General features: G+C 51.0%; 23 protein-coding genes and 1 riboswitch. Of the genes, 20 read left to right on the forward strand and 3 right to left on the reverse strand.

Going from position 1 to position 25,587, the window contains the following annotated elements; translation table 11 throughout:
* Window positions 1-188 precede the first annotated feature (188 nt).
* Window positions 189-3,710, forward strand: a complete 3,522-nt coding sequence (locus NYE29_RS21365) for a collagen binding domain-containing protein (protein WP_340897393.1) — start codon at window positions 189-191, stop codon at window positions 3,708-3,710.
* Window positions 3,711-3,824: 114 nt separating this feature from the next.
* On the opposite strand, the gene NYE29_RS21370 is transcribed toward NYE29_RS21365, so the two are convergent.
* Window positions 3,825-5,294, reverse strand: a complete 1,470-nt coding sequence (locus NYE29_RS21370) for a copper amine oxidase N-terminal domain-containing protein (protein ID WP_340897394.1) — start codon at window positions 5,292-5,294, stop codon at window positions 3,825-3,827.
* A 56-nt stretch (window positions 5,295-5,350) separates the two neighbouring features.
* On the reverse strand, window positions 5,351-6,382 hold the full coding sequence (locus NYE29_RS21375) for an MBOAT family O-acyltransferase (protein WP_340897395.1): 1,032 nt from the start codon (window positions 6,380-6,382) through the stop codon (window positions 5,351-5,353).
* 519 nt (window positions 6,383-6,901) lie between these two features.
* Between NYE29_RS21375 and mscL the strand changes: the two genes are divergently transcribed.
* The 12 genes from mscL (at window position 6,902) to NYE29_RS21435 (ending at window position 17,010) form a co-directional block, all read left to right on the forward strand.
* Window positions 6,902-7,300, forward strand: coding sequence for a large conductance mechanosensitive channel protein MscL (mscL, locus tag NYE29_RS21380; protein ID WP_340897396.1), 399 nt, complete (start codon window positions 6,902-6,904; stop codon window positions 7,298-7,300).
* 101 nt (window positions 7,301-7,401) lie between these two features.
* Window positions 7,402-7,571, forward strand: a riboswitch (FMN riboswitch).
* Window positions 7,572-7,794: 223 nt separating this feature from the next.
* The gene (gene ribD / locus NYE29_RS21385) at window positions 7,795-8,895 is read left to right on the forward strand and encodes a bifunctional diaminohydroxyphosphoribosylaminopyrimidine deaminase/5-amino-6-(5-phosphoribosylamino)uracil reductase RibD (protein ID WP_340897397.1); all 1,101 of its coding nucleotides are present in this window, start codon (window positions 7,795-7,797) and stop codon (window positions 8,893-8,895) included.
* A 51-nt stretch (window positions 8,896-8,946) separates the two neighbouring features.
* Window positions 8,947-9,615 carry a riboflavin synthase gene (locus NYE29_RS21390; RefSeq protein WP_038594610.1) on the forward strand — a complete coding sequence of 223 codons (669 nt, stop codon included), beginning with the start codon at window positions 8,947-8,949 and terminating at the stop codon, window positions 9,613-9,615.
* Window positions 9,616-9,676: 61 nt separating this feature from the next.
* The gene (locus NYE29_RS21395; RefSeq protein ID WP_076108984.1) at window positions 9,677-10,930 is read left to right on the forward strand and encodes a bifunctional 3,4-dihydroxy-2-butanone-4-phosphate synthase/GTP cyclohydrolase II; all 1,254 of its coding nucleotides are present in this window, start codon (window positions 9,677-9,679) and stop codon (window positions 10,928-10,930) included.
* Window positions 10,931-10,969: 39 nt separating this feature from the next.
* On the forward strand, window positions 10,970-11,437 hold the full coding sequence (ribH, locus tag NYE29_RS21400) for a 6,7-dimethyl-8-ribityllumazine synthase (protein WP_038600255.1): 468 nt from the start codon (window positions 10,970-10,972) through the stop codon (window positions 11,435-11,437).
* Between the two features lie 141 nt (window positions 11,438-11,578).
* Window positions 11,579-12,370, forward strand: coding sequence for a segregation and condensation protein A (locus tag NYE29_RS21405; RefSeq protein ID WP_038594609.1), 792 nt, complete (start codon window positions 11,579-11,581; stop codon window positions 12,368-12,370).
* Window positions 12,339-12,956 carry an SMC-Scp complex subunit ScpB gene (gene scpB, locus NYE29_RS21410; RefSeq protein WP_076108985.1) on the forward strand — a complete coding sequence of 206 codons (618 nt, stop codon included), beginning with the start codon at window positions 12,339-12,341 and terminating at the stop codon, window positions 12,954-12,956. The genes NYE29_RS21405 and scpB overlap by 32 nt, the downstream gene beginning before the upstream one ends.
* A 163-nt stretch (window positions 12,957-13,119) precedes the next feature.
* Window positions 13,120-13,806: a DUF2953 domain-containing protein gene (locus tag NYE29_RS21415; RefSeq protein WP_340897399.1), complete on the forward strand. Its 687-nt coding sequence runs from the start codon at window positions 13,120-13,122 to the stop codon at window positions 13,804-13,806.
* Window positions 13,807-13,923: 117 nt separating this feature from the next.
* Window positions 13,924-14,412 (forward strand): GerW family sporulation protein, encoded by a 489-nt coding sequence (ytfJ, locus tag NYE29_RS21420; RefSeq protein WP_340897400.1) that lies wholly within the window; start codon window positions 13,924-13,926, stop codon window positions 14,410-14,412.
* 194 nt (window positions 14,413-14,606) lie between these two features.
* Window positions 14,607-15,812 (forward strand): D-alanyl-D-alanine carboxypeptidase family protein, encoded by a 1,206-nt coding sequence (locus tag NYE29_RS21425; RefSeq protein WP_340897401.1) that lies wholly within the window; start codon window positions 14,607-14,609, stop codon window positions 15,810-15,812.
* On the forward strand, window positions 15,805-16,470 hold the full coding sequence (locus tag NYE29_RS21430) for a nucleoside recognition domain-containing protein (RefSeq protein ID WP_340897402.1): 666 nt from the start codon (window positions 15,805-15,807) through the stop codon (window positions 16,468-16,470). Before NYE29_RS21425 ends, NYE29_RS21430 begins: the two co-directional genes overlap by 8 nt.
* A gap of 6 nt (window positions 16,471-16,476) precedes the next feature.
* Complete coding sequence (locus NYE29_RS21435; protein ID WP_340897403.1) at window positions 16,477-17,010, forward strand: spore maturation protein; 534 nt, start codon at window positions 16,477-16,479, stop codon at window positions 17,008-17,010.
* Window positions 17,011-17,039: 29 nt separating this feature from the next.
* Here NYE29_RS21435 and NYE29_RS21440 read toward each other — a convergent pair whose 3' ends face one another.
* Entirely contained in the window at window positions 17,040-18,404 is a 1,365-nt protein-coding gene (locus tag NYE29_RS21440; protein ID WP_340897405.1) for an erythromycin esterase family protein, read from the reverse strand.
* A 242-nt stretch (window positions 18,405-18,646) separates the two neighbouring features.
* Between NYE29_RS21440 and NYE29_RS21445 the strand changes: the two genes are divergently transcribed.
* The 7 genes from NYE29_RS21445 to NYE29_RS21475 all read left to right on the forward strand — a co-directional run bounded on the left by NYE29_RS21445 (window position 18,647) and on the right by NYE29_RS21475 (window position 25,581).
* Window positions 18,647-18,991, forward strand: coding sequence for an N-acetylmuramoyl-L-alanine amidase (locus NYE29_RS21445; protein WP_076108991.1), 345 nt, complete (start codon window positions 18,647-18,649; stop codon window positions 18,989-18,991).
* A 20-nt stretch (window positions 18,992-19,011) separates the two neighbouring features.
* A complete protein-coding gene (locus NYE29_RS21450; RefSeq protein ID WP_038594591.1) occupies window positions 19,012-19,770 on the forward strand; it encodes a pseudouridine synthase in 759 nt (252 codons plus the stop codon).
* Between the two features lie 110 nt (window positions 19,771-19,880).
* A complete protein-coding gene (gene resA / locus NYE29_RS21455; RefSeq protein WP_076108992.1) occupies window positions 19,881-20,405 on the forward strand; it encodes a thiol-disulfide oxidoreductase ResA in 525 nt (174 codons plus the stop codon).
* Entirely contained in the window at window positions 20,402-22,090 is a 1,689-nt protein-coding gene (gene resB / locus NYE29_RS21460; protein WP_340897407.1) for a cytochrome c biogenesis protein ResB, read from the forward strand. The genes resA and resB overlap by 4 nt, the downstream gene beginning before the upstream one ends.
* Window positions 22,087-23,349, forward strand: a complete 1,263-nt coding sequence (ccsA, locus tag NYE29_RS21465; RefSeq protein ID WP_038594585.1) for a cytochrome c biogenesis protein CcsA — start codon at window positions 22,087-22,089, stop codon at window positions 23,347-23,349. Before resB ends, ccsA begins: the two co-directional genes overlap by 4 nt.
* Window positions 23,350-23,424: 75 nt before the next feature.
* Window positions 23,425-24,141: a response regulator transcription factor gene (locus tag NYE29_RS21470; protein WP_020427515.1), complete on the forward strand. Its 717-nt coding sequence runs from the start codon at window positions 23,425-23,427 to the stop codon at window positions 24,139-24,141.
* A complete protein-coding gene (locus tag NYE29_RS21475) occupies window positions 24,142-25,581 on the forward strand; it encodes an ATP-binding protein (protein WP_076108995.1) in 1,440 nt (479 codons plus the stop codon). It begins immediately after the preceding gene.
* The last annotated feature ends 6 nt before the right edge of the window (window positions 25,582-25,587 follow it).

Consider the following 25,587-nt stretch of genomic DNA (forward strand, 5'->3'; position numbering starts at 1 on the left):
GGAATACATAACTGGCTTGAGGTTTTTGAGTGTCATGGTGTGGGTCCGGCTGCCATCTTTTTTTTGCATCATTGTTGACCGGATTTTAGTGGCTGTTCCTGAAATCAAGCATGAATAGACAGAGAAGGAATATGCTGCAAGAGGGATAATTATCCCATAATCAAATCAGAAACGGGGGCTTCCAGGGAATGTTGAAGAAGAAATTTAGTTTGTCCATTATGATCATTATGCTTTTTGTGCAGTATGCCTATGGTATTGGATTCACCTCGCAGGCTACGGCAGCTGGGATTGAGACTGAAAGAGATATTATTACCAGCGTCTCCATGGCTGTGTACGGACCTGACGGCCAGACCGTTACGGACAGTGTGTATGATGTCAATTCCACGGTCAGTCTGGATTACACCTGGTCGCTTCCAAATGGACACGGTTACGTAGCAGGTGACACCTTTACGTTCCTGCTTCCTGAGCAGTTCCAGCTGTTTAATGACATCGGCGGCGCATTGGTCTCCGATGACGGGGAAGTTGGCAGCTTCACGGTCAGTCAATCCACGCATCAGGTAGTGATGACCTTTAACAGCTATATTGAGAGTCATGACAATGTGCAGGGAACACTCCGGGTCAATACGAAGTTTGATAAACAGAAAATTCCCGGCAGCGGGGTAGAGGAAATCATCTTCCCTGTGAATGGCGGGACGCAGAAGGTTATCGTGCACTTCAAGCCTGAGATCGGCTCGACCATCGACAAGCACGGCAGCTCCAGCGGCTACAATGCGACCAGCATTCAGTGGACGGTTGATGTGAACAAGAAGCTGGAACATGTAGCCAACGCTATGGTGACTGACCCTATTCCGGCAGGGTTGTCCTTGGACAGCACGGCCACGCTTGCGGTTTACGAGCTGGCAGTCCAGCTTGACGGTACAGTGTCACCGGGTGCGCTGCTCGACAGCAGCAAATATTCTGCTGAAATCCTGGACGGCAAGCTTATCCTTCACTTCACAGATCCTGTAATCAGCCGTGCTTACCGCATTGCATACACCACGCCCATAGCTGTGGAGAATAAAAGAATTTTCACCAATACAGCGACGTTTACAGGAGATGGGCGCGATCCGGTCAGCTCCTCGGCAACGGTAACTGTTGAGCGCGGCGGAACACTTAAAAAATTCTCAACCGGATATGAATGGGGAAATCAGGTGATTTCCTGGGCAATAGAATATAACTACAACAGCAAGAACATCCCGCAGGCCAATGCTGTCTTATCGGATTTATTCGATGCTTCGCATGAGCTTGTAGCCGGTTCGGTTAAGGTCTATCCGGTAACCCTGGATTCAGCGGCTGTAGCCACAAAAGGCCCTGCCCTGATTGAGAATGTGGACTTTACTGTTTCTCCTATTACCGCTACCGGTAAAAAAGGCTTTAAGCTGCAGTTCACAAACGATGTATCCGCACCGCACCGTATTGAATATAAAATCAAGGCCAAAGACCGCGTGATCAAAGAAACGACGGTTATCAATTCGGTTACGGACAGCACGTATACTTATGATGCCAAACAGCTTGTCCGGCCTGCAGTCATCTATAAGACGTTATCGGGTGTAGACTACAAGAATAAAACGACAGATTGGAAAATTACACTTAACGGTGATAATTACCCGATGAGCCACGTTGTTGTGAAAGACAGCTTCCCGGATGGCGGTCAGAAGTTTGTTCCCGGTTCGCTGCTTGTAAGGGATGAAAACTGGCTGGTAGTGAGCCCTTCCAAGTATACGGTGACCTATGATTCACCTGTACAGCCGAACGCCGGATTTACAGTGAAGTTTCATTCACCGATATCCGGGTTTCATACCATCAATTACACCACCTTGTTCAGCAATGACTGGCTGACTGGAAGCACTGATGATTTTATTAATAAAGCACAGATTGATTGGATGGACAGTGCTGAAAATATCCAGTCAACTGTAGCATTTGGAAAGTTCATTCCGCGTCCCGAGGTAAAGAGCAACGGGTTCAAGTCGGGTGTTTACAATGCAGCCGCCAAAGAAATTACCTGGACTGTGGGTGCGAACTACAACGGCAAGGCGATTGCTGATCCTGTGGTAACCGATATGCTGACTGCGGGCCAAACGTTAGTTCCAGGTTCGCTTAAGGTTTACAACATGAACATCGACTCAAAAGGTGACTATACAAAAGGTTCAGAGCTTAGCACATCGGCGTATACTTACGCTGTCAGCAGCAGCAATGAGCTGAAAGTAGAATTTGCCGGCAACATCGGCGAACCGTATATCATCGAATTCAAGACAACTCTTGAAGGCCAGCTTATCGACGCTAGCGTAGTCAATACGGCTAAACTTCTGGATGGAACTAAGCAGGTATCGAAAGACTTGACTGCTTCCCTGAAGATCCCGCACGGTGGTGAATATATCTACAAAGATGGACTGCAAAGCGGCGATAAGGTAGATTGGAGCATCGCGGTCAACCGGACACAGTCGTTCGTGAAGAATGCAAAAATCATTGACGAACCAAGCTCTAATCAAATACTGCTCCAGGATTCCTTCCATTTGTATCCAACCGTTGTATCTGTGAACGGAGAAGTGACCAAAGGCGGACCTGAACTGGTGAAGGATGTTGATTATTCACTTAACATTAATCAGAATGCCAGTGGAAAGCAGAGCTTTGAACTCAGCTTCTTAAAGGATATCAAGACAGCTTATGTGCTGGAATACAAGTCGCTGATCGTAGCGAATACAGGCGACAAGCTGCTTAATACCGTAAAATTCAACGGCAACAATGTTGTATTGGTCGAGAAGGATACATCCAAAGAGGTCATCGTGGGAGTATCCAGCGGTTCGGGCACAGGAAGTGGTGTCAGAGGAGCATTGATCGTCAATAAGCTGGATGCCGTAAACAAGGAGAAACCGCTGGAAGGGGCAACTTTTGAGCTTTACCGGCTGAACGGAACAGAACGAGTGCTGATCAATACCCTGACTACCGACACTGCAGGCAAAGCGGCATTCAACAATATTTGGCTGGGCAGCTATGTATTGATTGAGACGGCGGCTCCAAAAGGATATGTGCTGGATTCCAAAGAGTATCCGGTCACAATCGGTTCGTCGGTGAGCGTGGGGCTGACTGTATACAATACAGAGGAGGTGCCGGTACCAACGCCGACGCCGACAATAGTACCAACAACAGTGCCGACAACAGTACCAACAACAGGCCCGACGACGGAACCAACAACGGGTCCAACGACAGAACCAACACCAGTACCGACAGTAGGTCCTGGTGGCAGTCCAACACCAGTACCGACGACGGAAACAACACCATCACCATCACCAACACCATCACCAACACCATCACCAACACCATCACCAACACCAATACAGACAGTAGCACCTGGCGGAAGTCCAACTCCTCTTGTCATTATCGAAGAACCACAGATTCCTGCGGGACCGGGGGCGACTGCACAGGTTACACCTGCTCCGTCAGCTACACCTTCACCGACTCCGGGACAAGTGACAACGACTGATGATGACATCCCGCTTGGCGGAGTGGAAGTTGAGGATGATGAAATTCCGGCGGGTACAGTGACCGGCTCGGGCGGCCAACTGCCACAGACGGGTGAGAACAGTCCATTGCCAATCTATTTGGCAGGATTAGGATTGATTCTTGCAGGGTTCATTCTGAGCCGGGTATTCAGACGCAGAAAGCAGGAATAGCACCAGAGGCAGCTGAAAAATCATCTTTCCTGCCATAGCGGCACTAACAAAGAACACACGGCGATCATCTGCCGTGTGCTCTTTTTCTTATTGGAATTACACAATCCACAGTAGTTATGGAGTAAGGCTGTAGCGGATCCAGTTCCCCTTGTGATTGGTGGTGACGTCCCAGCCCAATTGTTCGGCGGTGAAGGCAAGCGGGATCAAGGCTTTGCCTCCGACTAGCAGCGGAGCGGCTTCCAGGTCTGTGCTAGTGCCGTCCACAAGCGCTTCACTGCTGCCGACAGTCATTGCAATACTGTGCCCGCCGGACGTTAGAGTTACTGTTTTACTGGCTCCATCCCATTCGACTTTAGCCCCCAGGGCAGGCCCCAGGTCTTTGGCAGTCAGCCACAGCTCCTTGTCCCCCTGGATCAGCCGGGTGGTATATCCCAGCTGCACTCCACCGAACTGAACGCTGCTCTGATAGAGGTTCCCGCTGAGGTCGGTAACGGCACTTTCCGCCTGGGACTGCAGCTTATTGTTGAACTTGCCGATGTTATCATCCGTTACAAGATAATCCGGATTCTTCTCTCCGATGGCCTCTGCAATCCAGCTGTTAACTTCTTCGCTGTGATGGCTAAGATCCTTGTACAGATCAAGGTTGAACGTCCACTTCGATTCTGCCTGAAAATCATATAGCGACACATTATCGAACTGCCGGAATTGCTCGTACATCCATTTGCGCATCACCAGTTGATTGCCAAAGCGGATAGGATTATCAGAATACCAGGCAACCTGCCGCATCACGCTGTAGGGAGGATAATAGAAGTAGAACTGCACGTCAGGGTATTCCCTCAGCAGCGGCAGTATATGGGTATTGAAATGTGCCTTCAATTGATCGATGTTCTCCTCGTTAAGCCCGGAGGATATCTCGTTGTCACTGGCTTTCAGGTAAGCTTTGGTTACATATTGCTGGCCGAACTTAACTACACGGTTCCAATTGTTCAGATATTCCAGAGTTTTACCGGACTCACCCGAAATCGAGCTTTTGAGGCTGAGCCAGAACTGCTTGTATACCGAGGAGTTGAACCAATATTTATAATCGGACCATAGCTTCCCGTCGTACAGATAATCCGGAAATTCTTTTGCCGCCTTTGTGGTTTCCAGCTTCAGGGAGAAATAATCCAGCCCCCAGAGGACCTGCTTCACTTTGCCGGTTTCCAGAGCAAGCTTGGTGATTTTATAGTGCTCGTCGACAGTTGATCCCTCCATTGACAGCTTCATTGTGGTTCCGCCTAAGCTTTTGTCTACTTGAGAAGGCAGAAAGTTCTCGGTCATGGAAGTCCCGATAATAATATTGTCGTAATCATAATTTTTGGCCAGCCCGGGATTCTGGTAACGTTCCTCCTGTGAGAAAACCGGGGTATACCATGAGGATTTATGATAGAACTGCAGCGGATCCAGGAAAATGGTAAGAAGAGCGGCGAGAGCTGCGAACGAGAACAGAAACAGCAGGAATAAAGTCATCAATTTTTGGGATCGGGCATGCAATCCGCGTGGCTGTGCCGGGGTTTTGGCGATTTGAATATGGGGTACTGGCATCATTCGAACCTCCTAAGCAAATAGTCTGAGTGAGTTTGACGGGATCGTTAACTGGATTAGAAGTTAAAATACAGGAACGGAGTGATACGGTTGAAGAAGAACAAGGAAATGACGAAGATCAGAGCCATGGCCATAACCGTCTTCCAGCTTCGCACCTGAATTTCTGTCTTGCGCCGCAGCAGGATCACGCCGAGCAGGATAACAATTAGGACGATAGCCCACTTTAAGCCGCTGACTGCAGAAGTTCCCAAACCGTTTATTCCGCTCATTCCTTTTAATAGTCTAAGGGCTATCGTAAGCTTCTCCGCGCGGAAGAATACCCAGGTTACGTTTAAAAAGGCGAAGGTGAGTAGCCATGCGATACCCATGGGCAATGGCGTACCCCGGCGTGCCCACAGCTTCTCTACCGCTTGCCCGACTCCGTGCAGCAGCCCCCAGAGTACGAACATCCAGCCTGCCCCATGCCATAAGCCGCCAAGCAGAAAGGTAATGATCACATTGCGGATGGAGATCCAGAAGCCCTTGCGGTTGCCCCCAAGCGGAATATAGATATAGTCCCGAAGGAAGCGGCTGAGCGTCATATGCCAGCGTCTCCAGAAGTCACGGATACTCAGGGCGCGATATGGAGCATTGAAATTTTGCGGCAGTACAATATTGAAGAGCAGGGCAATGCCGATCGCCATATCCGTGTACCCGCTGAAATCAAAGTAAAGCTGGAGGGTATAGGACAGCACAGCCACCCAGGAGTCCACAAAATGAGCAGCGGAGGCAAAGCCGCTATTGGCAAAGCCGGCCAGGGTATCCGCGATGATCACTTTTTTGCCGAGGCCAATGCTGAACAGCAGGGTACCCTTCAGGACGTTATTCCAGTTCCAGAGCTTGCCCCGCAGTCTGTCGAACTGAGGCATCATCTCCTTGTGGTGAAGGATCGGACCGGCAATCAGATGGGGGAAGAAGGTAACGAATAGTATGTAATTGACAAGACCGTATTCACGTGCATGATGCCGGTAGGCGTCGACAAGATAGGCAATTTGGGTAAAGGTGAAAAAGCTGATCCCAAGCGGCAGCAGCAAATGAAGGGGAGCCACTTTCCAACCCGTCAGCCCATTCCAGTTTGTGATGAAAAAATCGGCATATTTGTAGTAGCCCAGCAGCAGGAGATTGGCGCTTAAGCCAAAGATAAGCAGTGTGCGGGGGTGGGATTTCCCGCTGTGTAAATACCGGCCAAGTGTGTAGTTGAACAGAATGGATAAGAGGATCAGCGGGATGTAGCGGATATTCCACCAGCCGTAGAAGACCAGAGAGGACAGTGCAAGCCATAACGTACTTAAACAGGCGGAAGCGGTTTAGTGCAAAGTAGCCGGCCAGCACAACAGGCAGGAAACCGAACATAAAGATGTACGAATTAAATAACATATGACCCCTCGCTTATAACAGATTTGGTATAACAATCACTTTAAGACTCAGTTCTAAAGACTTACCGGCACTAAATCTAATGATTTTCTTAAGAAAATTCTCCTTTTCGTGAGAACAAGGCCGGAGATTTATTGTCATCCGCAGGGGAAATGCTATAATAGTTTAAATTCGAAGTTTGGAGGGAATCGGCAATGTGGAAGGAATTCAAAAGTTTTGCCATGAAAGGAAATGTGCTTGATCTCGCCGTTGCTGTCGTCATCGGGGCAGCTTTCGGTAAAATCGTTACCTCCCTGGTCGCCGACATTATTATGCCACTGGTGGGGATGCTTAGCGGAGGGATTGACCCTTTGAAGAAGCTTAGCTTCACTTTCCGAGAGGCAACTGTGAACTACGGCTTGTTCCTGCAGGCAGTGGTAGATTTCTTTATTATTTCTTTCTCCATCTTTTTGGTGATTAAGCTGGTAGGCAAATTTAAACGCAAGGAAGTCGTTAAAGTCGAAGTGGTCGAAACCCCGGCACCAGATCCGGAAATTGCCCTGCTGACAGAAATCCGCGATTTGCTGCGGGCGGAAAAACAGAGTGAAATCTAGAAGTAAGTTACATAAATAAAGTAAATATATTAAATGCACTTGCTTTTCCTGCCGCTAAGTGATAATTTTGTTGTAGGCAAAACTTAATTTAATTGAATATATCAATCCTTCAGGGCAGGGTGTAATTCCCTACCGGCGGTGATGCTGCTGTATATGGCCGAAATGCCAGTATCAGCGCTTAGTCCGCTACCCGCTTCGTATGTCGCATACGGACGGTGGACCCGGTGTAATTCCGGGACCGACAGTATAGTCTGGATGGAAGAAGGAGAGATTGACGTTCTGTGCTTTGTATAGGCAGGCGTACTGCAGTGTTTTCGAATATTATGTGCGAACTTTCACAATGCCATGTTAGTGGCGTTTATTTACGCACCATTTTATTGGACTGCCGGTAAACTCTCGTATAACCCGTCTTGAACTCCTCCTGGAGATTGAGACGGGTTTTTCTGTTTTGGACTGGAAGCTTGAATACAAGGCAATGGGATTGGAGGCAAGGCATGGATACAATGAACGATCAGTTTTATATGGCGCTGGCACTGGATATGGCGGAAAGAGCACAGGGACAGACAGGCATCAACCCGGTGGTGGGCTGTGTTGTAGTAAAGGACGGCGCGGTGATCGGCCTCGGCACTCATTTGCAGCGCGGAACAGGGCATGCCGAGGTGCATGCGCTGAATATGGCGGCCGGCAAGGCGCAGGGAAGTACAGCGTATGTGACCCTTGAGCCGTGCAGCCATTACGGCAAGACGCCGCCCTGCAGCCAAAGGCTGATTGATGAAGGCGTAGCTCGTGTAGTGGTAGCGTGTGAAGATCCCAATCCGCAGGTAGCAGGCCGGGGCATAGCCATGCTGCGCGATCAAGGGATCGAAGTTGAAGTGGGGCTGCTGCGCAGCCGTGCCCTGCGGCTGAACGAGAAGTTCATCAAGTACATTCTGACGAAGCAGCCTTTTGTCACACTGAAGAGCGCCAGTACACTTGATGGCAAAATCTCTACCCGGACCGGGGACAGCAAGTGGATATCTAACGGGCAGGCACGGGAGATTGTACATACCCTGCGGCACCGTCATCAGGGGATTATGGTCGGCGTCAATACGGTTATTGCCGATAATCCTTCCCTGACCACAAGAATGGTGGTACCCGGACTCAACCCGGTCCGGATTGTGATCGATTCTTCGCTGCGTATCCCGCTGGACTCCGCCGTTGTTACCGACGGGCAGGCACCTACAGTTGTGGTGACTACAGAAGCTGCCGATCCGGTCAAACATGAGTCGCTTGTGGCGGCAGGGGTTCAAGTTATTATCTGCGGCGCGGGGCCGCGCGTGGATCTGCAAAGTGCCATGACTAAGCTGGGCGAGATGGAGATCGGCTCCATACTGCTGGAAGGCGGAGGTACACTGAACGGCTCCATGCTGGAGAGCGGACTGGTTGACCGCGTAGTGCTGTTCTTCGCTCCCAAGATCGTCGGCGGCGGGGCCGGAGCGGCCGGAACCTTCGAATTCCCGGGTGTCGGGCTGATGAAGGATGCTATCACGCTTGAGGGATTGGAAGTGGAAGTGCTCGGGGATAATGTGTGTATCAGCGGCACTCCAATCCGCTAAGCTTAAGCATATGCTTGCAGTGATCCTAACCAAACTTGTAGGAGGGGTTCTATGTTCACCGGCTTAATTGAGGAGATCGGCGTGCTGCGCAGCGTCTCCAGCGGAGGCGAGATGATGGTGCTGAATATCGGCGCCTCCCTCATTATGGATGACCTGAAGATCGGCGACAGTGTATCCGTCAACGGGGTTTGCCTGACCGCAACGTCTTTAGGCGACCATTATTTTACCGTCGATGTGATGCCCCAGACCTACCGCAACAGCAACCTGAAAGAGCTGCGGACCGGCGGCAAAATGAATCTGGAACGGGCAATGGCCGCCGGAGGGCGTTTCGGCGGGCATATCGTTCAGGGGCATGTCGACGGCACCGGTGAAATCCGGAGCGTGAAGCGTGACCAGAATGCGGTTGTGTTCGAGATTGCACCGGACCGCAAATCGCTGTTCAAATACATTATTCCTAAAGGCTCCATCACGATTGACGGCATCAGCCTGACGGTCGTAAATACGACGGCTGCAGCGTTTACCGTGTCGATTATTCCGCACACGCTTGGAGAAACTGTACTTACGCACAAACGCTCAGGTGACAGCATCAACATTGAGTGTGACGTGCTTGGCAAGTATGTGGATCATCTCCTGCATTACAGTGCGGGCGCAGGACATGAGGAAGATGAGAACAGTTCCCGGATCAGCCGTGATTTCCTGGCGGCCAACGGGTTTGTATAAATAAGACTAAGCTTACGGATAGCCTGTGAAGGCAACGTAAAGTGATCAGGAGGACAGAAACATGAGCCAAGAATCCAAGCAAGACAGCGTCCTGGACCCGATTGAAGACGCTATTTATGATTTGATGCGCGGCAAGGTGATCATCGTAGTCGATGATGAGGACCGCGAGAATGAAGGGGACTTCATTGCTCTTGCCGAACGTGCTACACCGGAAGTAATCAATTTCATGATTAAGGAAGGCCGGGGGCTGGTCTGTCTGCCGATTACGGCGGAACGTGCGGAGGAGCTGGATCTGCAGCCGATGGTCAGCCAGAATACTGACAATCATGGTACTGCTTTTACCGTGTCCATCGACCACAAAGATACCACAACCGGTATTTCCGCAGGTGAAAGATCCATGACCATCAAAGCGATTATGGACCCCAACGCCAAACCGTCTGATTTCCGCAGACCGGGGCATATGTTCCCGCTGATTGCCAAGAAAGGCGGCGTACTGCGCCGTTCCGGCCACACTGAGGCTGCTGTTGACCTAGCCCGCATGTGCGGCGCATATCCGGCAAGCGTCATCTGTGAAGTGGTCAAAGAAGACGGAGAGATGGCCCGGCTGCCGGATCTGATCGAGATCGCCAAGAAACATGATCTGAAGCTGATCAGCATCAAGGACCTGATCCATTACCGCAACGAGAAGGAGCATTTAGTCACCCGTGAAGTTTCAGTGAATCTGCCTACGGATTTCGGTCTTTTCCAGACGATTGCCTACACGAACGAAGTGGATGACAAAGAGCATGTCGCGCTGGTCAAAGGCGATATTTCCGGCGGGGAGCCGGTGCTGGTCCGCGTGCATTCCGAATGTCTGACCGGTGATGTGTTCCATTCACACCGCTGTGACTGCGGGCCGCAATTTGAAGCAGCGCTGCGCCAGATTGAAGCGGCTGGCAGAGGAGTGCTGCTCTACATGCGCCAGGAAGGCAGAGGTATCGGCCTCATTAATAAGCTGCGTGCCTACAAGCTGCAGGAGGAAGGTCTGGATACAGTTGATGCCAACTTGAAGCTCGGCTTCCCGGCAGACCTGCGCGACTACGGTATCGGGGCACAGATTCTTAAGGATCTTGGCGTACGACAGATCAAACTCCTGACCAACAACCCGCGCAAGATCAAGGGACTGGAAGGCTACGGCCTTGAGGTTGTGGAGCGTGTGCCGATTCAAATGCCGGAGAACAAGGACAACACGAATTATCTTCATACAAAGCAGGCCAAGCTGGGACATTTGCTGACTTTTGACAATATTGAACAAAATGAAGATTCCAAAATTTAACCATAAAATTAACTTACTAATGAAGGGTTGATGAGCACAATGCCGAATTATTTTGAAGGACATTTAGTATCCGAGGGTTTAAAATACGGGGTAGTCGTAGGACGTTTCAATGAGTTCATCACAAGCAAGCTGCTGTCCGGCGCTCTGGATGCGTTCAAACGCCACGGTGTTGCCGATGAAGAGGTGGATGTGGCATGGGTTCCAGGCGTTTTCGAAATTCCGCTGATTTGCCAAAAGATGGCCGAAAGCGGCAAATATGATGCCGTCATCGCGCTGGGTACCGTCATCCGTGGCTCCACTACGCATTATGATTATGTATGCAACGAAGTGGCTAAAGGGGTGGCCGCCATTAATCTTAAAACGGGTATTCCTACTATTTTCGGTGTTGTTACGACCGAGAATATTGAGCAGGCCATCGAGCGTTCCGGAACCAAAGCAGGCAACAAAGGCTGGGATGCTGCGACGTCGGCAATCGAAATGGCAAACCTTAACAAGCTCTTTAAGTAAGACAGCCTCTTGACGAATTGGCTATAATCGTGCTTATTTATAAGTATAAGAAGAAAGCATGGACTATAAAAACCCTTTCTACTTGTGTAGCGTCCCTATAGCGGCGCTGCACTTTACTTTTTTTTGGCGGGAGGAAACCGCGTGACTGTATTGTACAAGCTGGAGACGTTCGAAGGTCCGCTCGATCTGCTCTTGCATCTAATTGACAAAGCGGAAATCGACATCCAGGACATTCCGGTCAGCGTGATCACCGAACAGTACATGGATTACCTGCAAACGATGCAGGAGCTTGAACTGGATATCACCAGCGAATTTCTCGTTATGGCTGCAACCCTGTTGTCCATCAAGAGCAAGCTGCTGCTGCCGAAGCCGCCGGTCATTGAGATCGAGGATTTCGACTATTACGAGGATGATGGCTATGATCCGCGTGCAGAACTGGTTCAGCGGCTGATTGAATACCGTAAATTCAAGAACATCGCTGTACAGCTGCTGGATATGGAGAGCGAACGCAGTCTGATCTTTACGAAGGAGCCGGAGGATCTGGGCCCTTTCGTGCCGACGCAGATTGATAACACACTTAAAGGGTTACATACGTCTGACCTCATCGCCGCATTCCGTAAGGCGCTTAGCAAGGCGGCTCGAAGATCCTCTTATCAGCGGATTACCCGCGATGAAATTTCAGTCAAGGACCGGATTCGGGATGTTTCAGAGGCGCTGCAGCGCAAAGGGGTAGGCGGCAGGCTGCGCTTCTCGGCGCTGCTGCATGATGAGATGGCCAGACATGAGATCGTGACTACCTTTCTGGCGATCCTGGAGCTGATGAAGATGAAGGCCATTTACTGTTATCAGGAAAAATTGTTTGAGGATATTGTGATGGAGTGGAGAGGAGGAGAGGAATTCAGTGGATTACAAAACGCTGAAATCGATTATTGAAGGGTTGCTGTTTCTGTCTGGCGACGAAGGATTGTCGGCGCGTCAAATCGCCGAGATCACCGAGCAGCGTCCGGATCTGGCGACAAGTGCGCTGGAAGAGCTGAAAGACGACTACATCAACCAGGGCCGCGGGTTGCAGGTCGTGCAGATCGCCGGGAATTACCGGCTGGCTACGCTGCCGGAGCATGCGGCTTATTTTGAACGGCTGGCCTATTCGCCTTCAAGATCTTCTTTATCCCAGGCGGCGCTGGAGACGTTGGCCATTGTGGCCTACCGCCAGCCGATTACCCGGGTGGAGATTGAGGAGATCCGCGGAGTAAAGTCTGAACGGGCGATTCATACGCTGAACAATAAGGATCTCATTCATGAGGTCGGGCGTGCCGAGGCAGTAGGCCGTCCAATCCTTTACGGAACGACCAAATCGTTCCTTGACAGCTTTGGACTGGCCAGCCTGAAGGAGCTGCCGGAGCCGTCTAACTTCGATAACTCCGACGGGCTGGAAGAGGAAACACAGCTCCTTTTCAGCAAGCTGGACAGCCAAATGACGTTCGATGATGTTGAGCAGCCGCAGGGGATGGAGGAGTAAAGCATCTTCATCATACGGATCGGCTTGAGCTGTAAATTTATGTTGAAATGCCGTTGTCTCCTAGGAGAACAACGGTTTTTTTGCGTCCATCCGAATTTTTTCCAGCCAAGTTTGCCATACTAAACCAAAGGTTCCTATTATAAGGATGCTTGGAGGGTAATCCGTGACGTTATGGCTTGTTATACCTTTGGCTCTTCTGCTGGTTATCATTGTACTGGTCCTGTCTTCTTCCATACATTTTCACTTCCGATTGTGCAGACTTGGCAAGGATGACCGGGTGGAATTTGACATTAAGGCTTTATATGGGTTAGTTAAGTTTCATTATGAGCTGCCGGCACTCGTATTTGAGGGTATGGAGCGGGGAGTGAGGGTGAAGCTGGAAGAAAGCGGAATCGCACCCGTGAAGAAGGACTCTGATAAAGAGGGGCAAATTGACAAGGAGGCTGTATCAGGCTGGATCGATAATCTAAAGGCAGCGCTGCGGGCGACACGGGGGTTGAACAAATGGCTGAAAGGGCTGATGGCCCATGTCAAAATATCAAAGCTCGACTGGTCGACGGATTTCTCGCTTGGCGATGCAGCCTATACAGCGACAGCTGCGGGGGCGCTGTGGGGAATGAAATGGAGCCTTATTGGCTGGGTTTCACAATTCGTCCGGCTGCAGCACGCTCCGCGTCTGTTTGTCGCACCGGTGTTCCGCGATGAGCTGTGCTACTCCACAGAGGCAGTATGTGCCGGCAAACTGTCCTTAGCCTACACCCTTTACGCGGGGATACTGCTGCTGCGCCGGATCACCAAAGTGAAGGGGGGACTGGCCCGGTGGAAACAGCTATTGAGCCACAAGCAGTAAGGGAAGCTCCAACTGCCCGGAAGATAGAAACGACTTACATACAAATGTAGTGATATGGGAATGATATACGCTGTGGAAGAAAGAGTATTTCCCTAGAAGTTAAAGGAGGATAACAATATGAGTGACCATCCGATTCAAGGTCTGATGCAGACCGCGATGGAAAATATCAAAGGCATGGTGGATGTTAATACAATTGTCGGAGATCCTGTAGAGACACCGGATGGCAGCGTCATTCTGCCGATCAGCAAAGTGGCATTTGGTTTTGCCGCAGGGGGCAGCGACTTCCGGGTGGAGGATGATGCGCCGGGTGTGAACGGCAGCGGCTCCAGCGTTAAAATGCTTCCATTCGGAGGCGGTAGCGGGGGTGGCGTATCCATTCGCCCGATCGCTTTTCTAGTAGTGGGCAGGGAAGGTGTGCATATTGTGCCGCTTGATAATCAAACCCATCTGTTCGAGAAAATCATTGACGCCACTCCAGGGCTGATCGACAAAATCCAGAATATGTTCCAAAATGGTGCTCCTGTCGGGGCGGAAGTTGTGGGTGTCCCTGTTGCAAAGCCAGCAGTTAAAACAGATCCTGCAGCCAGCAACTCGTCGACACACTAGAGGAGAAATGAGGGATATCGCCTTACCGGGGCGGTATCCCTTTTTTTGAGATTTACGTAGCCGGTGTCCGATCCTCATACATAGAGAGGACTTAAGAGAGGGACATACCTGTCCGTCATGCTGCATACACTTGTACAACATAGCGTGATCCAAACCTTAATTGACTTAAGAACTGAGAAGAAAGAAGCCGGAGGATGAACATGAAGAGATTAACTTTTAAATCGACTTTGATCCTGATATTGTGCCTGCTGCTAGTTGGGTTGCGTCCGCTGCCTGTACTCCGGGCCGAAAACAGCTCCATCTCCACTCATGCCAGGGCTGCGGCGCTGATTGACGTGGAATCCGGAAGGCTTCTGTACAGCAGCAGGGGAGATGAGCCTATGCTGATCGCCAGTCTGACCAAAATTATGACTGCCATAGTGGCTATAGAAAATGGGGATTTGACCTCCAAGGTCAAAGTAGGCAAAAACGCTTTTGCGAAGGAAGGATCTTCACTATTTTTGAAGCAAGGGGAAGAAATGAAATTGGAGGATATGCTGTACGGGATGATGCTGCGTTCGGGAAATGATGCGGCAACAGCAATAGCCGAGCATGTCGGCGGTTCTGAACAGGGTTTTGTCTATCTGATGAATCAGAAGGCGGAGGCGCTTGGTTTAACCCACAGCCATTTTGCCAATCCGCATGGTCTGGATGCCGAAGGCCATTATTCCAGTGCCAATGATCTGGCAGTGTTGACCGCCTATGCGCTCCACAATCCTGTATTCAAAGAAATCGTGAAGACGCAGGAGAAGACGGCGGACAATCCTTATGAGAAATGGGACTACAAATGGAGCAACAAAAATAAAATGCTGCGGCTCTATGAAGGAGCAGACGGCGTAAAAACAGGCTATACCAAAAAAGCGCTGCGCTGCCTTGTCAGCTCTGCCACAAGAAACGGACAGCAGCTGGTTGCGGTCACAATCAACGACGGAAACGACTGGAATGACCATGCATCTCTGCTGAATTTCGGTTTCAATCATTATCCCCTCAAAACGTTAATCGAACGCGGTGAAGGGATCAGCGGATACAGCTACGTGACCAGCAAATCCTTTGCCTACCCTCTTGGACAGGGAGAAGAGGCGAGGCTGTTTACCAAGCTTGAGCTGAAACGGGAAGCAGCTGTGCCGAAACAGGCGCGCAGCAGCGATTTTGGCTTAAAAGGCGTGCTAGTCCTGCAGCTGGGCGGCCAGGAAATCGGCCGGGTGCCCGTTTATGAGCCGGAGCAGCTCCCCCCGGAACAGTCGTCTTATACCAAGAAGTACAGCGCAGCCCTAGCCCCTGCTTATCCGGCGGGGAACTGGCTGCAGGCGCTTGGCAGCGCGCTGCGGGCACTTTTTCAGCGGGGGGATAATCATGATTAATGGAATCTGGCTCGGAATGATTCTGATCGGCTTCGTATTTGCCGCTGTGAACGGCCGGATGGACGAGTTTACAGCAGCCGTGTTTGACGGCGCCAAAAGCGGGGTTACGGTAAGCTTCGGCCTTATCAGCGTGCTGGTCTTCTGGCTCGGAATAATGCGGGTGGCCGAGGATGCCGGATTGCTCAGGAAAATCGCCAAGGTACTCGGACCCGTAGTCTCCTTTCTATTTCCCGATGTTCCGAAAGGCCATCCTGCGATCGGCTATATCCTTTCCAATATGAGCGCCAATCTGCTTGGCCTTGGCAATGCCGCAACCCCTATGGGCATCAAGGCGATGCAGGAGCTGCAAACGCTGAATCCGGACAAGGAGACCGCCACCCCGGCGATGTGCACCCTGCTGGCGCTGAATACGGCAAGTATTACGCTGATCCCGGCTACGCTGATAGCGATCCGGCTCAACTACGGCTCAGCCGACCCTGCCGGCATCGTCGGTACGACCCTGGCGGCGACCGCAGTGGCGACGATTGCTGCCATCGCCGCCGACAGGCTGTTCCGCCGGCTGACTATCATGCGCAGGCCGCCGAAACCGCCGGCGGTAAAGTCCGGCGATTCAGCCAGAGGCAGCACAGCGCTTCCGCATTCTTCACTGAAAGGGTGAGCTTCCGTGTTCCAGCTAATCAGCCTCATCTCGGCCTGGGCGATTCCGGTCCTGATCACCTTTATCCCGCTATACGCCTATTCGCGCAAGATTCCAGTCTATGAGTCCTTTGTGGAAGGGGCCAAAGACGGCTTCGGCACGGCGATTGCCATTATCCCGCATCTCGTCGGCATGCTTGTCGCCATCAGCGTGTTCCGCGCCTCCGGTGCGCTGGATTTCTTCATGGGCTTCATCGCCCCAGCCCTCAAAGGCTTGGGCGTGCCGCCGGAAGTGCTGCCGCTCGGCCTGCTGCGTCCGCTGACAGGGACAGGCTCCCTCGCTTACACCACCGACCTGATCCGTGTCCATGGCCCGGACTCCCTGATCGGGATGATCGCCTCCACGATCCAGGGCAGTACAGATACGACACTGTATGTTCTGACCGTCTACTTCGGCGCTGTGGGTGTCCGCAACGGCCGCTATGCCCTTAAAGTCGGTTTGTTCTCAGACGTCATTGGCTTTATCGCTGCTATCGCCGTATGCCTGCTGGTGTTTGGGTAGCAGGCAACCGGGTCCGCCGGATCGTCTGCTTAATAGGCACGTGTTGGCGGAGATACTTTATCAATGAGAATCAGGCCGTCGAACTGCTCCTTCGGAACGAATTTCATCACCATCGGAGCAATGACCACTCTGGTGAGCCCGTCCTCAGCAGCATATAGAGATTGAAACATCCATTTGTTGCCTGCGTCTGCTTGGGTATGCTTCGTGAGGTCAACGAAAGTACGGGAGTATCCGCTTTGCATGATTTTTCCTTCCAAGGTTCCCTTTGGCATCGGCCCGATTGCGAATTCCTTCAGTGTTGTAATATTTGCTGCTTTGCCCCTATTCATATAAAAGCCGATCACATACATCTTATCCTTCAACTTCTGATGCAGCAGTTCGCCCATGCTGGTAAAGCTGTTCTGCCATTTTCCTTGCTCGAAGATGCGCATGTCTGAGGTGTTTTTAGCCAAATGGTCGTTGTGGGCCCACAGAATGATCTTTTTGCCGGGGTATCTGACCTTCATCAGCCATTCCACATGCTCAGCCATAATTCTGTCCCGGGCCTCATAAACTTCCCGCACATTGGCTACCTGCCCTTGCATGAAAAATTGCACCCGGTCCTGCAGTCCTTTCAGAATCGTATCTGTCGTGTGGGGGGCACTGGGATAAAAGGCATTGAACTTTTGCCGGCGTTCCTGGATGTACCTGATGTATTCTTTATATTTAGGAACATACTTTTGAATAACTTTTGCTATTTGCTGCTGGTAAATTGGATTGCTCTTGTTCTCCAGGGCGTATTGTTGGATCAGCCCATAATAGGTTTCAATGGCTTCATTATCAAAGTCCATAAAGGCTTTGCCATAGCCCGCATCCACCTTGGAAAGGAAACTGCGCGTAGCTGCCGTAAGCATTGGGGAGGTATACTGCATATCATATCCGGCCAGCTGTAAGGGCTTGTCCGTCTGGCGCGATTGTTTCATGTAGTTGAACAGCTCCAGGGTTTCTGCGGATTTCCAGACGTCAAATATTGAATTATCCATCATCTCTGCTGCGGTTAATTCATCAGCAACATCGTTGACGACGGAAGCTTCAGCCAGACCTGATTCAAAAGCGATGACCTCAAATCCCAATTCCTCATGCAAATATTTTACCAGCCTGGTCTTCATGCTGGCGTATTCGCCTACCCGGTGAAAGTTCTCGCCAAGGCTAACGACCGTCTTGTACTTCAGCAGCGGCTTCAGGAAAGAAAGATCGCTGTAGTCCTCGCTTGTCAGTGATTTAATCTCATGCGCGTATGGCAGCGGATTCGGAGCCGGCTGTGCGGCAGACACTGGAAGGGACCCTCCAAGCAGCAGCCCAAGTACAGATGCAACCGTGAGCGTTCGGATTTTCCATAATCTTTTAATCAACATACGTATTCCTCCATTGTTAGATATAGTGTAATTGCAGTCCTTTTTAAGCCTAAGGTGGCCACGCCTTCGTAACAATCGATTTACATGACTAATTCCTTACATTCAAATCATGTTATGTTCGCATGTATTGTTCGCTGTGAACGGACGGTTCCTATGCGGCGCGAAAATTAGCACCAATTCCTCACCCTGCTCTCCTCCACTTCATATGCTATTGCAGCAATACGGAGGGAGGCCGACATGGGATGGAATATAAAGGTTTTATTCTGCATCATTCCCGCTGTCCGTCTATTAACGGCAAGGGCTTTGACTTTTGGGTCGGGGCAGACGGGGGGATTTATGCCGCCCCGCTGCTGACAGATCCGGATTATATCCACATCTGTCTCGAAGGGGATTTCGGGGCGGAAGACAGTGTTCCGCCGCTTCCGGGGCGCAAAGAGCAGTTGTTTGCAGCAGGTAAATTGATTCTGGAGCTGGCTGCCCGTTACCACATTTCCCCTTTGCTGGTGGAACCACACAGCAATTCTTGTCCCGGAGCATTTTTTCCATGGAATGAACTTGTGATTTATGCCTCTGATGGTTATCATTAACCTGAGGTGAGTAGTCGAAAATGGAAAGATTACAGAAAATATTGGCGCAAGCAGGTGTTGCGTCCAGACGCAAGTGTGAAGAAATGATTTTGGCCGGTAAAGTGGAAGTCAACGGGGAACTCGTAACTACGCTTGGCACGAAGGTGGACCCCGAACAAGATATTATTAAAGTTTCCGGGCGTTTGATCCGGGGAGAGAACAAGATTTACATTATGTTTAACAAGCCCAAAGGTGTCATTACAAGCGCATCTGATCCCAAGGGCCGCAAGGTGGTAACGGATTACCTGAAGGGCATTAACGAGCGCGTATACCCTGTAGGCCGCTTGGACTATGATACGGAAGGATTACTGCTGCTGACGAATGACGGAGAGTTTGCCAACTTGCTCACGCATCCGAAGCACCATGTACCGAAGACGTATTTGGCCACGGTCAAGGGTGTGCCGCATGGCACTGCACTGGACAAGCTGAAGGCAGGCATCAAGCTGGAGGACGGTATGACCGCTCCGGCGGAAGTAGAATACAAAGATGTGGATGAAGTCAACAAAGAAACCGTAATCAGCATTACGATTCATGAAGGGCGCAATCGTCAGGTCCGGCGGATGTTTGAAGCGATTTCTCATCCTGTAATCCGTCTGAAGCGGATTTCCTTCGGGGATATTTTGCTGCAAAATCTCAAACGCGGCTCTTATCGCCACCTGACCAAAGATGAAATCAATCATTTGCAGCAAATGGCCAAGGCTGGAGCGCTAAAAGCAAATACGACACGCAAGGACACATAAAGTTCACATTTCCCCCTCCTAAAACTGTGACAATATTCGGTATAATGTTCATAGGATGTTCACACCTAACAACTAAAGTATGAGTTGCGTCACAGAAGGGGGCTTCGCGTGTGGGCAAAGCGAGAAAGCCGATTCAAATCGTAATTCTGTTTTTGATACTTTTGCTTGGAGGTTATGCAATCGGTTCCTCCGTATTCGGAGGAGACGGAAAACCCCGGGAGGGCGGAAGGGCGCCGTCCTTTGAACTGTTGGGACTAGACGGTTTGACCCATACGCTCGAAGAGTACAAGGGCAAATCGGTTGTGCTTAATTTTTGGGGCTCGTGGTGCGGCCCTTGTGTGAAGGAAATGCCTGCTCTGCAGGCGCAGTGGGAGAAATGGAAAGATCAAGGTGTAGTGGTCGTGGGGGTTAACGTCGGCGAGGATCAGATGACAGTGGAGAATTTTGTCAAGCTTGTCGAAATTGATTTCCCGATTGTCATGGACACCGGACGGGATGCCGTCCGCAGCTATGGCGTATCCCCATTGCCCACCACCTTCTTTATTGATAAGAAGGGCAAAGTGGAGAGCATTCATATCGGCCAGCTGGACCTGAACTCGCTAGAGTCGCAGATCGGAAAGCTGGTGAGCGAATGAAGAATCGGACGCCGCTGATCAGCAATACCAAATGCGAATGCGGGCATCAGAATCCGGTAGGTACCGTTCTTTGCGAAGCCTGCGGCAAACCGCTGGAGGAGAAGGAAAGTTCCTCGGGAGAGAATCTTGAAATGCGCTACGATGGAGTTGCCCGCCGTTCACAGCGTGTGAATCCCGGAGTGATCGACCGTGTGTGGAACTTTTTTTCCTCTGTCAAAATAGCGATTTACCTGATTGTGCTGACGCTGCTGGGCTCCATGCTGGGTACGATTTTCCCGCAGGAGAGCACTTTTCTGAACATTGATGCCTCAACGTATTACAAAGAAACGTACGGAACAGCCGGGAATATCTATTATAGACTCGGCCTTTCGCACACCTATGAATCCTGGTGGTTCGTAACCCTGCTGGTAATGATCGGAGCTTCACTGGTGATCTGCAGCCTGGACCGCGTACTTCCGCTGTACAAGGCGCTGACCCGCCAGAAGATCCGCAAGCACCGGCAGTTTCTGACCCGCCAAAAGGCTGTTCTGGTCACTGGTGTACAGGAAGATCCGGAGACTTGGGTGGCCGGAATTGTAGAGCCGCTTAAGAAAAAAGGCTACCGTGTAAGGACAGAGGGTGGCGCTCTATTGGCAGAGAAGCACCGTTTCAGCCGCTGGGGACCCTATGTCATACATATCGGCCTGATTATTTTTTTGCTCGCCGTACTGGCGAGAGGACTGCCGGGGCTGAATATGGATCAGCATCTCGCTTTTCCGCAAGGGGAACTGACTAGGATTCCGGATACCACTTATTATTTACTCAATGAGAAGTTTACAGTGGAATTTTACTCGGAAGCAGAGATGCCTGAGGAATTCCGCGGCAGGAAAGTGCTGCCGAAGCTGTATGAGACAAAGGCTAAGCTTTATGAATGCACCGCCGATTGTGCCGATCCTTCGAAGGAGCCGCAGCTCGCAGAGGTGACCTCACATGATATCCGTGTGAATTCACCGCTCAGCTACAAAGGTTTGAAAGCGTATCAGTTTGATTATGACCTGACCCCTGTACTGCGCTCAGTACAGCCTGAGCTGGTGAATTCAGCTACGGGTGAGGCATTCGGCAAGTTCAAGCTGGAGATGAAGAACTCTCAGCGCACCTTTCAGGTCGGTCCCTACACCCTGGAGCTGAAAGAGAAATATATGGATTTCGGACTGAACGAGGAAGGGCAGCCGGTATCCAAATCGCCTTATCCGAATGCGCCTGCATTCCTTTTTCTGATTACGGGGCCGGACCTGCCGGCGGAAGGGCAGCAATATTTCTATTTTCCGAAAGCGATTGACAAGGATCAGTTCCAGCAGCAGACGATCAACGATAAGCTGGGGGGCAGCAGCCGGTTTCTGGAGCTTGAAGTGAAGAGCATGAGCGATGTTGATTTTGCGGAGTCCACCTCCTTCCTCAATGTGCGTGTGGACCGCGCAATGCCCTTTGTCTGGATCGGTGCCGGGATCGTAATGCTTGGGCTCGTGCTCGGCTTCTACTGGCAGCATAGACGCATCTGGCTGACGCTGGAGAACGGAGAACTTGTACTGGGTGGCCATACGAACAAGAATTGGTTCGGCTTCCGCCGTGAGATCGTTTCTATTCTGAAGAAGATAGACATGACAGTCGATGAAAAATCATTGGACAACGGAGGAGGCATGGCATGAGCTTGCTCGATTTCAGCAGTGATGTCTTTATCATCGCATTTTTCTTATACAGCGGTGCGTTTATGTTGTTCACAATCGCTATTATGGGGCGCAGGTGGTCCGGCAGAAAACCGGAAGAGCATACCGCGCGCTGGGGCAGAATTGCGTTTATAATTTCCTCTTTGGGCCTCATTTGCCACATGGCTTATTTCATCACCCGCTGGATGGGATCGGGTCATATTCCGGTCAGCAATATGTATGAGTTCATGACCTTTTTATCCATGATGGTGATGGTTGCCTTCACAGTAATCTTCGCCATCTACCGCAAGATCATTCTCGGCGTATTTGCGGTACCGATCTCCATCATCGTTATGGCTTATGCGGCAGTATTTCCGCAGGAGGTTCAGCCGCTGATACCTTCATTGAAATCCATCTATCTGAACATTCATGTTACCCTGGCTGCCTTGGGCGAATCTTTCTTCGCGGTCGGCTTTGCAGCCGGTCTGATGTATCTGCTGCGCACAGTGAATTTCGACAGCGCGGAGCGGAGCGACCGCAAGCAGCAGCGGCTGGTCGAATTTACTCTCTTTTCGATCATTGTTATAATAGGGTTTCTCGGGAGCGTCTTTGCTTTTCGCGGCGCCGGATACGAAACTGTTTTCGTTCGTTCCAACGTTACGATTGACAGCCCCGGGCAGGAAGATAGTACAATAGAAAGAGTGAGCTATAAAATGCCGCCGATTGTGGCGCCGTATCATAGCGAAATTGAGCAATTCCAGTCGTTTCTTGGCATGAAGGAGCCACTCTTCGAAGCGCCTTCATGGATGAATGGTGTTAATGCGGGACGGAAATTCAACACGGTTATCTGGTCGCTGATCTCCGGCGCGCTTATCTATGGACTCCTGCGCCTCATTGTCCGCAAGCCGCTAGGCAAGGCCATACACCCGGTACTGGACGGAATCGATGAGAATGACCTCGACGAAATTACGTACAGGGCTATAGCCATTGGATTCCCGATCTTTACACTGGGTGCGCTGATATTTGCCATGATCTGGGCTCAAGTAGCCTGGGGCAGATTCTGGGGCTGGGATCCCAAAGAAGTGTGGGCTCTCGTCACCTGGCTGTTCTACAGCGCCTATCTCCATTTGCGGCTGGCCCGCGGATGGCAGGGGCGCAAATCCGCGTGGCTCGCCGTACTCGGCTTTCTGGTCGTAATGTTCACCTTGGTGGGCGTTAATCTGGTCATCGCCGGGCTTCATTCATATGCGGGGACGGACTGAGCAACTTTGTTTACTAACGCAGCACTTGATTTTAAGATAACGTTCTACTGTATTTGATGAAGGGGTTGTTGTGAAATGGCAGAGCATTTGAATAGAATTCTGGTGGTGGATGACGAAGAGCGCATTCGCCGCCTGCTAAAGATGTACCTTGAAAAAGAAGGCTACGAAATCGACGAAGCGGAAGACGGCGAAATTGCTCTGCGCAAAGCAACGGCCAATGATTACGGCCTTATTTTGCTGGATGTCATGCTGCCGGGCATCGATGGGATTGAAGTGCTGACGAGACTCCGAGGGGTCAAATCTACTCCTGTTCTGATGCTGACGGCCAAGGGCGAGGAAATCAACCGGGTTCAGGGCTTTGAAATGGGTGCAGACGATTATGTGGTTAAACCGTTCAGCCCGCGAGAAGTGATCTATCGGGTCAAGGCCATTATGCGCCGTTCTTCGGCAACGGCCTTTTTATCCAAAGAGAGCAATTCCAGCAACAATATCGTTTTCCCGCATCTTATTATTGAGCATGATGCACACCGGGTAACTGCAGGCGGTCAGGAAGTAAGCCTGACCCCGAAGGAATACGAGCTGCTGCATTATTTGGCTATCTCACCGGACAAGGTGTTCTCGCGCGAAGAGCTGCTTAAGGATGTGTGGAATTACGAGTTTTTCGGAGATTTACGTACAGTGGATACCCATGTCAAACGGCTTCGCGAGAAACTGAATAAAGTTTCACCGGAATCAGCAGCGATGATCACCACAGTATGGGGCGTAGGCTACAAGCTCGAGGTACCTAAATAAGTGAATTTCTGGAGAAGTCTTGTCGGCAAGCTGTGGATCACGATCATCTGTCTGGTTGCTGTCGTGCTCATTACGGTGGGGCTGTCTCTGCTGCCTTATATCGACAGCAACTTCGCCAATTCCGGGGCGATTAAACGTTTGTTCATGTATGCCTGTATGATCGGGTTCTCGTTGACGACATTTTTTGCCTTGTTTTTATTTACTAAGATTACCCAGCCGATGCAGCAGGTCATTGAAGCGGCCAACAATATCCGCAAGGGTGAATACGGTACAAGGCTGACACTTGTGACGAGCGATGAAATTGGTCAATTGGCCACATCATTCAACCATATGGCTGAAGAGCTGGAGGAGAATATCCGCAGTTTGAACCACGAGAAGGGCCATCTGTCGAGTGTTCTGCGCAGCATGAGCGATGCCGTCATCACGTTTGACATCGAAGGCCGGATTATATTGACCAACCCGCACGGCCAAAAACTGCTTCAAGCCTGGAAGGATTTAGACCACGAGCAGGAAAGCGATTCTGAGCTTGATCCTGATGCAGCTGCTTCAGGAGATGTGCCGCCGCCGCTACGGCCGCTGTTCTTCAGCACGCTGAGACAGGGAAGCGACGAGCGTTCTAATGTGCATGTCCGCCAGGGAGTCTGGTCGGTTCATATGGCTCCGCTCTATTCGGAAGGGAATATCCGCGGCGCTGTAGCGGTTCTGCGTGATGTGACTGAAGAGGTGCGCCTGGAGAAAATGCGCACGGACTTTGTGGCCAACGTATCGCATGAAATCCGCACACCACTCTCGATGATGCAGGGCTACAGCGAGGCGCTGCTGGATGGCATGGCCTCCTCGCCGGAGGAGAGCAGCGAGCTGGTGCAGGTTATCCATGACGAATCGCTGCGTATGGGACGGCTGGTTAAGGATTTGCTGGATCTTGCCCGCATGGAGGCAGGACATACGGATATGGCCAAGGCGCAGGTGGATATGGATGAGCTGCTGGAACGCATATACCGCAAGTTTTCCGTACGGGCCAAGGAACGGGAGATTCATCTGGAGCTGACCAAGTCTGGCGATATACCGCTCCTTAAGGCTGCTGACGAAGATAAGCTGGAGCAGGTTCTGACAAATCTGCTGGACAATGCATTCCGCCATACACCCGCAGGCAAGCACATTACCATTGTTACCAGCACAGTGATTCTGGAGGGCCGCCGTTACCTGGGGGTTGAAGTCCGGGATGAAGGAGTCGGGATTGCGCCGGAGGATCTTCCTTATATTTTCGAACGTTTCTACAAGGCAGATAAAGCGCGTGTCCGGGGGGAATCCGGGGGAACGGGATTGGGACTGGCGATCGTTAAAAATATCGTCGAGTCGCATCAAGGGCAAATTACCGCGTACAGCAAGCTTGGCGAGGGGACAACCTTTACGCTGCGGCTTCCTGTCGAAAAACAGTAAACGCTT

Source organism: Paenibacillus sp. FSL M7-1046 (genome assembly GCF_038007405.1).
Taxonomy (GTDB): Bacteria; Bacillota; Bacilli; order Paenibacillales; family Paenibacillaceae; genus Paenibacillus_AQ.

Bases quoted from the DNA above. Each gene is read 5' to 3' on its own strand.
- NYE29_RS21365 (WP_340897393.1), top strand. From the start codon at position 189: ATGTTGAAGAAGAAATTTAGTTTGTCCATTATGATCATTATGCTTTTT.
- NYE29_RS21370 (WP_340897394.1), bottom strand. From the start codon at position 5,294: ATGCCAGTACCCCATATTCAAATCGCCAAAACCCCGGCACAGCCACGC.
- mscL (WP_340897396.1), top strand. From the start codon at position 6,902: ATGTGGAAGGAATTCAAAAGTTTTGCCATGAAAGGAAATGTGCTTGAT.
- ribD (WP_340897397.1), top strand. From the start codon at position 7,795: ATGGATACAATGAACGATCAGTTTTATATGGCGCTGGCACTGGATATG.
- NYE29_RS21390 (WP_038594610.1), top strand. From the start codon at position 8,947: ATGTTCACCGGCTTAATTGAGGAGATCGGCGTGCTGCGCAGCGTCTCC.
- NYE29_RS21395 (WP_076108984.1), top strand. From the start codon at position 9,677: ATGAGCCAAGAATCCAAGCAAGACAGCGTCCTGGACCCGATTGAAGAC.
- ribH (WP_038600255.1), top strand. From the start codon at position 10,970: ATGCCGAATTATTTTGAAGGACATTTAGTATCCGAGGGTTTAAAATAC.
- ytfJ (WP_340897400.1), top strand. From the start codon at position 13,924: ATGAGTGACCATCCGATTCAAGGTCTGATGCAGACCGCGATGGAAAAT.
- NYE29_RS21425 (WP_340897401.1), top strand. From the start codon at position 14,607: ATGAACATGAAGAGATTAACTTTTAAATCGACTTTGATCCTGATATTG.
- NYE29_RS21430 (WP_340897402.1), top strand. From the start codon at position 15,805: ATGATTAATGGAATCTGGCTCGGAATGATTCTGATCGGCTTCGTATTT.
- NYE29_RS21440 (WP_340897405.1), bottom strand. From the start codon at position 18,404: ATGTTGATTAAAAGATTATGGAAAATCCGAACGCTCACGGTTGCATCT.
- NYE29_RS21445 (WP_076108991.1), top strand. From the start codon at position 18,647: ATGGAATATAAAGGTTTTATTCTGCATCATTCCCGCTGTCCGTCTATT.
- NYE29_RS21450 (WP_038594591.1), top strand. From the start codon at position 19,012: ATGGAAAGATTACAGAAAATATTGGCGCAAGCAGGTGTTGCGTCCAGA.
- resB (WP_340897407.1), top strand. From the start codon at position 20,402: ATGAAGAATCGGACGCCGCTGATCAGCAATACCAAATGCGAATGCGGG.
- ccsA (WP_038594585.1), top strand. From the start codon at position 22,087: ATGAGCTTGCTCGATTTCAGCAGTGATGTCTTTATCATCGCATTTTTC.
- NYE29_RS21470 (WP_020427515.1), top strand. From the start codon at position 23,425: ATGGCAGAGCATTTGAATAGAATTCTGGTGGTGGATGACGAAGAGCGC.